The organism is Vreelandella neptunia, assembly GCF_022489065.1.
GTDB lineage: Bacteria > Pseudomonadota > Gammaproteobacteria > Pseudomonadales > Halomonadaceae > Vreelandella > Vreelandella neptunia_A.
The window spans coordinates 17,564-30,142 of the sequence record NZ_JAKVTW010000018.1 but is presented as its reverse complement, the minus strand read 5'-3'; the positions used below and the strand labels follow the sequence as shown (position 1 = coordinate 30,142).

The 12,579-nt window shown below is 53.5% G+C and carries 11 protein-coding genes; 4 read left to right on the top strand and 7 right to left on the bottom strand.

Annotation, left to right across the window (positions count from 1 at the left end; translation table 11 throughout):
• Positions 1 to 69 precede the first annotated feature (69 nt).
• Together rraA and acnB are read right to left on the bottom strand one after the other, a co-directional pair.
• Positions 70 to 567 carry a ribonuclease E activity regulator RraA gene (rraA, locus tag MLE19_RS18665; protein WP_425356821.1) on the bottom strand — a complete coding sequence of 166 codons (498 nt, stop codon included), beginning with the start codon at positions 565 to 567 and terminating at the stop codon, positions 70 to 72.
• A 180-nt stretch (positions 568 to 747) separates the two neighbouring features.
• Positions 748 to 3,351 (bottom strand): bifunctional aconitate hydratase 2/2-methylisocitrate dehydratase, encoded by a 2,604-nt coding sequence (gene acnB / locus MLE19_RS18660; protein ID WP_240719625.1) that lies wholly within the window; start codon positions 3,349 to 3,351, stop codon positions 748 to 750.
• Between the two features lie 582 nt (positions 3,352 to 3,933).
• Between acnB and MLE19_RS18655 the strand changes: the two genes are divergently transcribed.
• A complete protein-coding gene (locus tag MLE19_RS18655) occupies positions 3,934 to 4,605 on the top strand; it encodes a tRNA-(ms[2]io[6]A)-hydroxylase (protein WP_240719624.1) in 672 nt (223 codons plus the stop codon).
• Between the two features lie 27 nt (positions 4,606 to 4,632).
• Positions 4,633 to 8,532 carry an AAA family ATPase gene (locus tag MLE19_RS18650; RefSeq protein WP_240719623.1) on the top strand — a complete coding sequence of 1,300 codons (3,900 nt, stop codon included), beginning with the start codon at positions 4,633 to 4,635 and terminating at the stop codon, positions 8,530 to 8,532.
• A 44-nt stretch (positions 8,533 to 8,576) separates the two neighbouring features.
• Here the strand turns inward: MLE19_RS18650 and MLE19_RS18645 are convergent, their stop codons facing one another.
• Genes MLE19_RS18645 through queC form a run of 4 tightly spaced genes read right to left on the bottom strand, consistent with a single transcriptional unit; the run spans position 8,577 to position 11,030 of the window.
• Positions 8,577 to 8,834, bottom strand: coding sequence for a YkgJ family cysteine cluster protein (locus tag MLE19_RS18645; RefSeq protein WP_240719622.1), 258 nt, complete (start codon positions 8,832 to 8,834; stop codon positions 8,577 to 8,579).
• Positions 8,831 to 9,676 (bottom strand): 6-carboxytetrahydropterin synthase, encoded by an 846-nt coding sequence (locus MLE19_RS18640; RefSeq protein WP_240719621.1) that lies wholly within the window; start codon positions 9,674 to 9,676, stop codon positions 8,831 to 8,833. The genes MLE19_RS18645 and MLE19_RS18640 overlap by 4 nt, the downstream gene beginning before the upstream one ends.
• Positions 9,676 to 10,320, bottom strand: coding sequence for a 7-carboxy-7-deazaguanine synthase (queE, locus tag MLE19_RS18635; protein ID WP_240719620.1), 645 nt, complete (start codon positions 10,318 to 10,320; stop codon positions 9,676 to 9,678). Before queE ends, MLE19_RS18640 begins: the two co-directional genes overlap by 1 nt.
• Positions 10,320 to 11,030: a 7-cyano-7-deazaguanine synthase QueC gene (gene queC / locus MLE19_RS18630; RefSeq protein WP_240719619.1), complete on the bottom strand. Its 711-nt coding sequence runs from the start codon at positions 11,028 to 11,030 to the stop codon at positions 10,320 to 10,322. The genes queE and queC overlap by 1 nt, the downstream gene beginning before the upstream one ends.
• Positions 11,031 to 11,238: 208 nt before the next feature.
• Between queC and MLE19_RS18625 the strand changes: the two genes are divergently transcribed.
• Positions 11,239 to 11,655 (top strand): SRPBCC family protein, encoded by a 417-nt coding sequence (locus MLE19_RS18625; protein ID WP_240719618.1) that lies wholly within the window; start codon positions 11,239 to 11,241, stop codon positions 11,653 to 11,655.
• 49 nt (positions 11,656 to 11,704) lie between these two features.
• On the top strand, positions 11,705 to 12,313 hold the full coding sequence (locus tag MLE19_RS18620; protein WP_240719617.1) for a TVP38/TMEM64 family protein: 609 nt from the start codon (positions 11,705 to 11,707) through the stop codon (positions 12,311 to 12,313).
• 4 nt (positions 12,314 to 12,317) lie between these two features.
• Here MLE19_RS18620 and MLE19_RS18615 read toward each other — a convergent pair whose 3' ends face one another.
• Positions 12,318 to 12,557 (bottom strand): DUF2789 domain-containing protein, encoded by a 240-nt coding sequence (locus MLE19_RS18615; protein ID WP_240719616.1) that lies wholly within the window; start codon positions 12,555 to 12,557, stop codon positions 12,318 to 12,320.
• Positions 12,558 to 12,579 lie beyond the last annotated feature (22 nt).

The window sequence follows — 12,579 nt, the reverse complement described above, 5'->3', positions numbered from 1 at the left end:
CCAGGGTGGCAGTAACCGCCACGCCTGGCAAGCGGATCGATTAGCTTTGAGACGTAATGTTCTGAATACTTAGGGCAACGGTAACTCATGCTTGGCAACAATAATGCCGTTGTTATCGGCATACAGCCACTGGCCAGGCTGAAAGGTAACACCGGCAAATGTTACGTCGATATCACGTTGGCCTTCACCATGTTTTTCACTTTTGCGTGGATGGCTGCCCATCGCCTGCACGCCGATTGGCAGGGCGGCGAGTATTTCCACATCGCGCACACAACCGTACATGACAACGCCCGCCCAACCATTCGCCACGGCTTGTTCGGCGAGCATATCTCCCAGCATGGCGCAGCGGTGCGAACCACCTGCATCAACCACCAGCACTGCGCCGTTACCCGGCTCGGCGACGGCCTGCTTGACCATGGAGTTGTCTTCAAAGCACTTTATCGTACGAATAGGGCCATAGAAGGCTTCAAGACCGCCAAAATTGGCAAACAGTGGGTCAAGCACTGCGACCTCAGGATGCGCATCGCAAAGATCCGGCGTCACTATATCAATCGAGTTCGTCATCATATGCTCCTAGGGGTAAAAACGGTTGCCATCCCAAGCTCTATCAAGGGTGTACATAAAAAACGCCCCGCCCTGAAGATCAGTGGCGGGGCGTTCGGTCATCGACTCAGAAAATGCAATGTTTTACATTTTCTGCGATGGTGCGAGCATCGGCGATGGGGCGGCCTCAAGTGCTATTAACAACTAAGCTTCTTGAGCGACCGGAATCACGTTTGAGGCGATCTTTTGATACTCCTCAATTTCGTGAAAATTCATATAACGATAAATCTCGCCCGCCATGGCGTCAAACTCACCCATATAGCGCTGATACTCTTCAACGCTGGGTAGGCGTCCTTCTACTGCGGCAACGGCCGCCAATTCCGCAGAGGCTAGGTACACATTGGCACCATCACCAAGGCGGTTCGGGAAGTTCCGTGTAGACGTAGACACAACGGTGCTCTTGGCAGCAACGCGCGCCTGGTTACCCATACACAGTGAACATCCCGGCATTTCCATGCGTGCACCTGCACGGCCGTAAATACCGTAGTAGCCCTCTTCGGTCAGCTGATGCTGATCCATTTTAGTCGGTGGTGCCAGCCACAGCCGGGTTTTTAAACTGCCAGCAGGCTGCTTTTCAAGCAGTTTGCCAGCAGCCCGGAAGTGGCCGATGTTAGTCATGCAAGAACCGATAAAGACTTCGTCGATTTTCTGGCCGGCGACTTCAGACAGCAAACGTGCATCGTCTGGGTCGTTCGGCGCACAGAGAACCGGCTCTTTGATTTCAGCCAGATCGATCTCGATAATTTCAGTATACTCGGCATCTTGGTCGGCGCGCATCAAACTCGGATTAGCCAGCCATGCTTGCATACCTTCAATACGACGGCTAATGGTGCGTTCGTCACCATAACCATTGCCCATCATCCACTTCAACAGGGTAATGTTGGACTTCAAGTATTCGGTCACGCTCTCTTCTGACAGGGTAATTGTACAGCCAGCAGCAGAGCGCTCGGCAGACGCATCAGAAAGTTCAAACGCTTGCTCGACAGTGAGATCTTCCAGACCTTCAATTTCCAACACGCGTCCAGAGAAGGCGTTTTTCTTGTTGGATTTGTCAACAGTCAGCAGGCCCTGCTTGATGGCATAGAGCGGAATAGCGTGTACTAGATCACGCAAGGTAACACCAGGCTGGCGCTGGCCCTTAAAGCGAACCAGTACCGACTCTGGCATATCCAGCGGCATGACGCCGGTGGCAGCAGCAAAGGCTACCAGGCCTGAACCTGCCGGGAACGAGATGCCCAGCGGGAAGCGCGTGTGCGAGTCGCCGCCGGTACCGACTGTGTCAGGCAGTAGCATACGGTTTAGCCAGCTATGAATAATGCCGTCGCCGGGGCGCAGTGAGACGCCGCCACGGTTCATGATGAAGTCAGGCAGAGTGTGATGCGTGTCCACATCAACTGGCTTCGGGTAAGCAGCGGTGTGACAGAAAGACTGCATGACCAGATCGGCTTGGAAGCCCAGGCAGGCAAGGTCTTTCAATTCATCGCGCGTCATGGGACCGGTAGTGTCTTGTGACCCAACGGTGGTCATTTTGGGCTCGCAGTACATGCCGGGGCGAACGCCATCTAAACCACACGCTTTACCCACCATTTTCTGCGCTAAGGTAAAGCCTTTGCCGGTATCTTTGGGCTGATCAGGTAGGCGGAAGACGTCAGAGGTCGGTAGACCCAGCGATTCCCGCGCCTTACCGGTCAGACCGCGACCAATGATCAGTGGAATACGGCCGCCAGCGCGTACTTCATCAAGGATCAGCTGCGTTTTAAGTTCAAAGGTAGTAATGACGTCATCGCTATCGTGTTTGCACACTTTACCTGCATAGGGATAAACGTCGATGACATCGCCCATGGTCAGGTTGGTAACGTCCATTTCGACCGGCAGGGCGCCCGAATCTTCCATGGTGTTAAAGAAGATCGGCGCAATTTTGCTACCAAAGCAGAAGCCGCCAGCGCGCTTGTTCGGTGCGTAAGGAATGTCATCGCCGAAGAACCACAGAACGGAGTTGGTGGCTGATTTACGCGATGAGCCGGTACCTACTACATCACCTACGTATACGACCGGGAAGCCTTTGGCTTTAACGTCTTCGATCTGCTTGAGCGGGCCGGTGGTGCCAGGTGTTACAGGCTCGATGCCGTCGCGCTCGTTTTTGAGCATGGCATTGGCGTGCAGCGGAATGTCCGGGCGTGACCAAGCATCCGGCGCGGGAGACAGGTCATCTGTGTTGGTTTCGCCGGGTACTTTAAACACGCTTAGAGTGATTTTTTCAGCCAGCGCTGGTTTAGAGAGGAACCACTCAGCATCGGCCCAAGATTGAATCACTTCTTTGGCAACGCTATTACCGTTTTTCGCTCGTGTTTCTACGTCATGGAAGGCATCGAACATAAGCAGTGTGTGCTTAAGCTGTTCACCTGCTTCACGGGCGAGTTCTTCGTTATCGAGCAGTTCGACCATCGAAACTATGTTATAGCCACCCTGCATGGTGCCCAACAGCTTAACGGCATGAATCTTGTCGATCAGCGGTGAGCTTGCTTCACCTTTCGCAACCGCGGTTAGAAAACCCGCTTTTACATAGGCGGCTTCATCCACGCCCGGCGGAACGCGATTGGTGATTAAATCAAGAATAAACTCCTCTTCACCGGCCGGTGGCGTTTTTAGTAGCTCAACCAGTGACGCTACTTGTTCGGCGGTTAGGGGTTTGGGCGGGATGCCCTCAGCAGCACGTTCCTCGACATGTTGGCGGTAAGCTTCAAGCACGTTGGGGCCCTCTCATCTACGTTCTCATTTACTTTATGGTGACGGCCTAAACGTTGCACGGTGTTGGCTGCGCAGTTTTAAAAGCAGGGCCATTCACATATGACATACGCTTGACAAACAGCATATGGTTGGATGGCTGAGATTCTACGGCAAACTGTCGACAATGTTAAGATGGCAAGAAGAAGCGTGTCTTGTACTTTGTGTTTATGTCGGGATCAAAATGAATCAAAAAAACGCTTTTTATTAGTCGATTAGCATAAATTCAGGAAAGTTTTTTCCTGTTTCTAAGTCAACCTAAGCGTGTGCGGGTGTGATTGACGTTACAGCGCGTTACCATAGTCCTCAATTTATTACCCTAGCGTCATCGTGCTGCTCTGTAGCGGCAAGTGGCCGCTAGGGAAAAAGTCGCTAGGCACACAGTGACTATAAGCTGTGCCTATAAAGTGTGTGGAGCGCTTTTGGGTACGCTGCTACATTAGAAATAGAAGATGTAAGGTTTCAAGAACCGCAGGCAACAGGGACTAAGCGCCTTGCGCGCTTATATGTTGTACAATAGTGAAATACAAGATCGGTAATGGTGTTATGTTGATACAACCCAGTGCATTACATAAAAGCGTCTTGCAGACGGCTGACCATGGTTTAAAAGCTGATGATCTGCTGCCAGAAAGTCTGTACCAATTTTTGGCCTGCGATACCCCTAGGGAGTGGTTGCAGTGGGCGCTTGAAAACCCTGAAACGCTGCTTATCGATCATGCTCAGTGTGAGAAAAAAGCGGCTTCCACGGCAATGAGTTTGCTCTATCGCTACGTTGATCAACCGCTGTTGCTAAGCAAAATGTCGCAACTAGCGCGCGAAGAACTGCTGCATTTTGAGCAAGTGGTTGCGCTAATGGAAGCACGTGGGGTTGCCTACCAGCATTTAACAGCATCTCGCTACGCTGAAGGCCTTAGACGCCACTTACGTAGCAATGATCCCGAACGGCTAATTGATGTGCTAATCATTGGCGCACTTATTGAAGCGCGTAGCTGTGAACGATTCGCTTGCTTGATCCCTTATTTAGATGAAGAGCTAGCCAAGTTTTATCGCACCTTGGTGAAGTCAGAAGGTCGTCATTTTGAAGACTACTTGTTACTGGCGCGCCAGCAAACTTCAAACTCTATTGATGAGCGGATCGCTTTTTTTGTAGCGCGTGAAGCGGAGCTGATTACTTCGTCCGATACGGCTTTTCGTTTTCATAGCGGTGTGCCAGCTTAAGCCGCTTAGCCCGGCAGGATGTTTATCATGCGCGATGCTCGTGAGACTGATCAGTTAACCCTATTTGGCCATTTTTCGCTTACTCAGGGCGAAGATGTACTCACCCACTTTAGCTACGACAAAGTAAAGGCGCTGCTTGTTTATCTTCTGCTGCATCGCCAGCCAGTTAACCGCGCTGCTTTAGCGGAGTTGTTATGGCCCGATCAAGGGTTGTCGTCAGGTAGAACCAACCTGCGCCATGCGCTGCACTGTTTGCGCCAGTCGCTGGGAGAGAGTGCCGACCGAGTGTTGAGTGTCTCCCGGCAAACAATAGCATTTCAGCTCCCTGCTAATTGGCAGGTAGACCTTCATACGCTGCAGCAGTTGCTGGAAGGGCCGCGCGATTTAAATACCTTAGAAGCGCTGATGGCTTGTTATCAAGGCGACTTAATTGAAGAGCTGCAGTTGACCAACTGTAGCGAGTTTCAGCGTTGGTTGGTTCAAGTGCGTAATGAGTGGCGCCAGCGTGTCATCCGCTTTGCCGAACAGGTGCTTGAAGCCCATGCGGATGTACCCGATCCCATTCTGGAAACCTTGGTTAGCCGCTTTTCAGGCTACGGCCCGTTTCATGAACGTTTGGTACGTCAACTTGCTGAACAGAACCAAATGGCCGCCGCCCACGAGCAGTATAATAGCTATTTGCAGCTATTAGCTTTGTCGGGTCAGCAGCCCGAGCCAAGCTTTTTACAGCTGGCTAGCTACTGGTCGGATGGTCACCATGATCCGCGCATGATGAGCCCGCAAGGGGCTTTTTCTCGCGCGCTGGCTGCGGACAGTAAACCTCTCCGTGAAGACGAGATTGAGCTGCGCCAGCTCTCTGTAATGGCTATTCGCCTGCGCCTGAAAGGGGAGTGGCAAGACCGGGCGGCGACCCGCCACTGTCTTACTCTGCAGTTGGAGTTACTGCGCTGGTTAGAGCAGCAGTGCCATCACCTTGGGGGCTTTTGGTTGCCTGGCGCCACCGGTGGTTTGGGGTTGGCATGTTTTGGTACCCACGGTCCTGCGCATCAATTAGCTGAGCTGGTGGCGCTCTATGAGCACTGCCGTCAGGCACTTCCTCAGGAGAGCGCTCGACACTGGTCTGGCGAAGGGGATGTTCCTCAGTTCGAACTGGCCGCTGGTTTGCACAGTGGCCGCGTTGTTTACCTTCCTGAGCGTCAATTGGCGGATCCTTTAGGGCAAGTCACGCAAACGTCGTTGGAACTCATGAGTGCTGCCGAGGGGAGTGAGCTGGTTATTTCCCAAGAGGCCAGTCAGCACATGCCGCCCGCGCTCGATTTACAGCCGAGGCTGGTGTCACGCTTGGTTGCCAGCGACGGTCGCGTTCGTTTACGTGCGTTGGTCCTGGGCCAGAACGAGGGTGGCCGCGACGCACTGCCGCCCAGCTTGGTCGGCCGTGAAACCTCATTGCGCACTTTACGCGATGCGCTGGCGCGGGCGGGTATTGGCCTGCGCCAAAGCGTTTTGGTACGTGGGGCTTCGGGGATGGGTAAGTCGGCTTTGATGGTCGGCTTTCGTCAGCTAGAGCTAAGCCGTGATGCAGCGATTTGCTGGCAGCCCACCACGCGTCTTTCGGTACTGGATCCTTATGGCGTTGCCCGCACGCTGGTTGGCTGGTATCTCAAGCAAACCCTGACCGTTGAGGCTATTCACGAGCTACAGGCAACGCTTGAGTTCGATCAACTTGCATCAGACCGACAGCATCTCCTGGAGCAAGCACTTGGGGTTCATGAAGTACAGGAAATCACCCAGCTTGCTCAAAGCGGTGAGGCCGTTGAGCTGGTGGTCATGTTGCTGCACCGCCTGATAGAGCGTCAGGCGACCACCCATACCCTGGTGCTAATGATCGATGATCTGCAGTGGCTTGATGAACCTTCATTTAAAGTATTAGCCGGACTGCAGGCCCGTTTGCCCATTAATACTGCCTTTATGTTGGTAGCCAGCCATCATGGCCGTGAAGTGTTGCCTGTGAAGTTGCATTGGGATCAGCAGATCAGTCTAGGTAATCTGGATGCCTTGCAGTGCTCGCGGTTGCTATCTCAGCTGTCACGGCGTTACCGCATTCACCTGAGCCCTCGACTGCGCAATCAGATTATTGAGCGTTGCGATGGTGTGCCGCTCTATATGCAGGAGATATGTCGTCGCTTGGATATGGATCGCCGAGAAGGCCGCAGTGTTCAATTTGATGAGCTGCCCAAAGGGTTATTAGGGCTTCTGGCCAGCCGCATTGATCAGCTTGAGGGAGATCGTGAAATTGCCCACGTGGCGGCGGTACTCGGTAAGCGATTCCGGTTGGATTTCCTACTTGAGTGCAGTGGCTGGGAAAAAGGACGCTTAAACCAGGCGCTAGAACATATGCGGGTGCTGGAAATTGTCGAGCCGGTCGATAAAGAGAGTGGCGAGCACGAATATCAGTTTAGCCATCAGTTACTGCAAGAAGCCGCTTACTTATCATGCCCGCGTGACGTCCGTGTAAAGCTACATCAACAGGTGGTGACCTTAATCGAAGAGCGCTTCCCGGTGTGGATTAGTCGCCACCCGGGTGATTTTGCCACCCATTTGCGCCGTAGCGGTCATTATGCTCGCGGCGCACGCTATTTTGAGCTGGCAGCCCGGGAAGCCCTTAAAGTGAGTGCCAACAGAACCGCCCTTCGCATGGCTGATTTTGGTTTAGCCAGCCTACGTCACGTCGAGCATGAGATCGAACGAGAAGTCAGCTTGCTCACCGTGCGCGGCCAGGCCGCTTTTTCATTAGAGGGGCACGGTTCGCCGACCGCTCATGAAAGCTTCGTGCGTGCCAGGGAGCTACTGCGGGAAGCAGGCAGCGATAGCCTCGAAGATCCAGAAGATTTAGAGCAGATATTTCTGGTCAAATGGGGACTTTGGGTAGGGCGTAGCCAGCGCTATGCCCATGCCGATGCGTTTGCCCTTGCTTCGACGCTGGCTGATATCGCATCGCGCCTCGAAGACCCGCGCTATCGCCGTTTAGCCGACTATGCTCGGGCTAATTGCGAGTATTGGGCTGGCCGCATTCAGCAGGCTCACGACCATTTGGATGAAATCGATCCGCTTAATGCGCAAATGATGATTGAGTGGTTGCCATTCTCAGATCATCCGCAAGTCTCTGCCGCGTGTTTTCAAGGCTGGGCGCTCTGCTTACGGGGCGATTATCAGCGTGCCGAGCGTCAGGTCTCAGCGGCCATTCGGTTGGCGGAGAAGATTGCTCACCCCGGTACCTTGGCGCTTGCACTGTTATTTGCGGCCGCGCTCTTTCGTCAACTAGGCCATGTGCACCTAGCCGCGCGACATGCAGAACGGGCGGCCGCCATGACCGGCACCCCTGATTTACAGCTGTGGCAAATTTCTGCACAAAGTATTCTTGGCTGGCAGCGGGCTTTAGCCGGTGATGCCTCTGGGTTAACGCAATTGCGCGATTGTCTGGATCAGATGGCGGAGCTCAATGGACGTGATCGCTATCAGCGGCCAGTGTTGTGGTACTCGGACGCCTGTATTGAGCTGGGCGAATTAAACGCCGCAGAAGATTATCTCGACCAGTGTTTGGTGATCGCCCGAGAAAGGACAACGCTTTTCCTACCTGAGTTAGCCACGCAGCTTGCCCGAGTGCGCTCTCTTCTTGGGCATCCCGCCAATGAGGTTAAAGCACTGGCCGAAATGGCGATTAATCAATCTCGTGAGCACGGTAATCGCCACCAGGAATTAGCGGCTCTGGAGCTATGGCTGACGCGCATCGAGCCTAATGATCAGCAGGCCAAGGAGAGCTTTCGCCGTTTATTGAGTGAAGTCAGCCATAGTGATGCCCCGGTACTGACACGCTGGATCAGTTTGTTGGATCGGCGCTTACCGCACCCCGTGGGTATTGAAAACTAGCCGTAGGGGGGGGGGGCTCTGGTAGGGGTGGATAGGCTACGCCTCTAGCGTGTGTCTTCTTCTAGCCAGGTCAGCGTGGCGAGCGCCTCTTCACGGTGCTCGCCACAAACGCTGGTATCAAAGTTAAAGCGTTCGCAGACCCTGGGGCGGCTCGGGTCGCCGAACAGTCGGCACAGGTTATCCTCATCTAACTGCACGCAGCGAACGCCCGCCGGCTTGCCTTCAGGCATGCCGGGGATGGCTGAGCTAATTGAAGGCGCTATACAGCAGGCGCCACACCCTGCACGACATCCTTCACTCATATCGCAGCACTGGGTGAAAACATAGCAATTGCACCCTTGTTGATGCCCTCAAAGGCCTGGATGCGTGTGGTCACTCCGCTTTGCGTGGCCACCTTTTTTGCCAGCCAGGCGGCAATATTTTCAACCGTTGTGGGGCCGGGTAGAACTGCACAGAGCGAGTGTGGCAGCGTAATGGAAAAATCACCTTGTGCGGCCCGATAGCCGCAGGTAAGGAAGTCGTTATCCTGTGATGTAATATCCGCTTCTTCAAGTAAGTAGCGATTATCCAACCATGCCGCCCACTGCTGTTCGAGCATAGTTTGACGCACCCCCTGCTGAAAGATATGCAGCCGCGAACGGTGGCCGTGGGCGATACGCTGGCAGTTGCCTAAATGGCGTTTTAGGCCGTGCGTGTAGCCATAGGCAACGCCATCAATGGCCTCATCGCTAAGTCTTAAGGTAACGCGGTGGACATTTTCAGGCCGTTCTTGGGTGAGCTGCTGGCTTAAATGCTCAGCGACCGTATCAAACTCAACGGTTTGCCAGGGCAACAGGCTAAATGCCTCTTTGGGGCCGCGTACTTCCATTGGATAGGGCGTTGTGGTGCGAACGCATAGGCCTTCATGGCATTCGGTGACACTGACGCCTGGCGCTTGCGTGGGTACTAGCAGCGTATGATCAAGCCCATTGTCCAGCGTGCGCTTGATCCACGGTTTTACTTCACCAAAATCGAACAGCATGCCATCTTCACCTAGCTCGCCATCCAGTACGGCATCTACCTGCCAGCTGCAGCCGACTAAGCCGCGCTTGGAGCACCAAAGAGAGACGTCGATATGTGTCAGTTGGGTAACGAATAAAGACATTAATCAAAACCTGCTAATTTGTGCATTTGCAGCGATAAACGCCACTGCGGATTGGCCATACAGTACGCGGTCGCTTCAGCGACAGTCGTTTTGTCCTGGTTGAGCGGAGCAAGATCCATCGGCTGTAGAAAGAAGTGACGAAACCCCAGGCCTGAAAACTGCTCTGGGGGTGCGTCTACCTGGGGGTAAACGAGTTTTAATTCGTCACCTTGGGTAACGGCCAATGGATTGCTTCCCTTGGGGCTTACACACAGCCAGTCGATACCTGGAGGCGGTGCAAGCGTGCCATTCGTTTCGACGGCCACTTCAAACCCATGGCTGTGAAGCGTGGCAATCAATGCCGCGTCAAGCTGCAGTAAAGGTTCCCCACCGGTAAACACGACATAGGGCGTTGCCTCGTCGCTATGATGGGGCCAAAGCGCGGCAATATGTTCGGCAAGGGCATTGGCAGTGGCAAACTTTCCGCCGTTGATACCATCAGTGCCAATAAAGTCGGTGTCGCAAAAGGTGCATTTAGCCGTCGCGCGATCAGCTTCACGGCCCGACCAGAGGTTGCAGCCGGTAAAGCGACAAAAAACACTGGCTCTGCCTGCCTGGGCGCCTTCCCCCTGGAGGGTGTAAAACGCTTCTTTGATCTGATACATCAGCGCTGACCTATTGGGTTGTCAGGGCTATAAGCCAGTGGATCTGTGACACCATTGGCGGCAAAAGCAGCTAGCCGTTCGCGGCAACTGCCGCATACACCGCAGGCTAATTCTCGGCCTTCGTAGCATGTCCAGGTGTGGCGATAATCCAGCCCCATGGCAAGGCCTTCACGTAGAATGTCGGCCTTACTTGAGGAGAGGTAGGGGGCGTGTAGCGTCACGGGCTCGAAGTTGGCGATGCCCGCCACGTGATTCATCGCCTCAACAAATTCGGGCCTGCAGTCGGGGTAGAGTATATGGTCGCCGCCATGGGCCCCGTAATCGACACGACCTGCGCCAATGTTAACTGCTTTGGCAATCGCGAGTGAGAGCAAAATCATATTACGATTAGGCACCACGGTAGCGCGTAAATTCTCCGTGGCGTAGTTGCCATGTGGCATTGTCTGGTCTGGGTTGGTGAGCGCTGAATTATCGATTAGGCCATGAATCGCTCGTATGTCGATGACTTGGTGTGGCACGCCAAGCGACGTGCAAACCTGGCGAGCCGTATCGAGCTCGCGGGCATGGCGCTGACCATAGTCGAACGACAGCGCATGTACGCTGAGACCTTCACGTAGCGCGCGATGCAGCACGGTAAAAGAGTCCATTCCACCGGAATAGATAACCACGGACGTGGCGTTATGGGTCGCCACTGAGGGAGTTGATGACATGAGGAAGTACTCGTTGTCGGAGAATTTGTTAATCGCGAACAGCACTTAGCTGGCGCGGCGATCCGGGGTCCGGTCCGGAAAGGCGGCAGTTTACGCAATAGCCGTTAATCTGACCAGTTTTAGCACTCATTGAAGCCAACACTTTGTTGGCGAGCAGCATTAATATCAACATGCTACGCTAATCGTCCACACTGTTAGAGGGATACCGATGGCCACCATTGAACACAGTGAAATTGTTAATGCATCACCCGAGCGCGTGTTTGAACTTTTGCGCCGTGTTGAAGACTTTGCTGATTACTCTGACCTGATTCGTTCTATCGACACACTTGGCGAGAATCGCTATCGGTGGCATGTGCGCGCAGTGGGCATGGACTGGGCCTTTGATGTCCTGGTTACCGAGAACCAGCCGCCGCATGTACTGGCATGGGAGTCGTTAGATGGCGTTAAAAATCAGGGGCGATATCAACTCCGAGAAGTGCCAGAAGGCACGGAAGTGTCGCTGACGCTGAGCTATGAGATTCGCAATCGGTTAATGGAAAAAGCCGTTAATAAGGCCGCCAAGCCATTAGTGGGTAAAGTGAGTCGACAAATACTTGAGCGCGTAGAAGCTCGTTTAAATGAATAAAACCCCACGACGATCATGGCGGTGGGCGCTAGGTTTTGCGTGTTTCGCGATGCTTACCTATCTGTGGCTGTGGTATTCGCCAGATTTAATGGCATTTAAGCTCTGGGCTTCCCAAGCATCGCATCATCCTGTGGTGATTATTGGCGTGATGCTGACTATGGCCATTACGTTAGCTATAGGCTTGCCCGGCAGTATTGGACTGTGGCTTATTGCGCCATTTTACCCGCCACTTATCGCTACGCTTATGCTGACGATAAGTAGTGTGGTAGGCGCACTGGGGGCGTATCAGTTAGCGGCAAGAGCTGGAAGACGATGGAATCCCAGCGGGCTGACATTAAAAGTGATGCAGATGCTTGAGCAGCGTAGCGATTTGATGACTCAGTGTGCGCTTCGGGTATTGCCCGGCTTCCCTCACTCGGTGATCAACTTTGCCGCGGGGCTACGTAATATTTCTATCAAGACCTTCCTGTTGGCGGCAACACTTGGTTTAGCAGTGAAGTGGGTTGTCTATAGCAGTGCCATTTATGGCGCCTTGGAAGCTATTGAAGAGGAGGATGCGTTGCAGTTTGATGTGGTGTTACCCCTCATAGCACTCGCGTTACTGCTACTTATTGGTGCCTGGTTTAGGCGCCGCGTCGATGCGGCGCGAAAATCTTAATGGCTTAATTAGCTTTATGCATTGAGGCATCAAGGTGATCGACGACCTCTGCCCAATCCGCATCTTCATCGACCGCTTCTTTTAGAAATTCAGCTTGTCCTTCGTTCCAGCAAGGGGCGTCAGCCAGGGGCATTGATTCGGGCAAAGGGGCGTTGCGTTGTATAAAGCGCTCAATGGAGTCTGCGTCTGAAGCAAGACCCAACTGTTCAAATAACTCGCTGAAATGATGTACCGGTTTTTCCATAATCTGTTGCTCCTTCAAACTG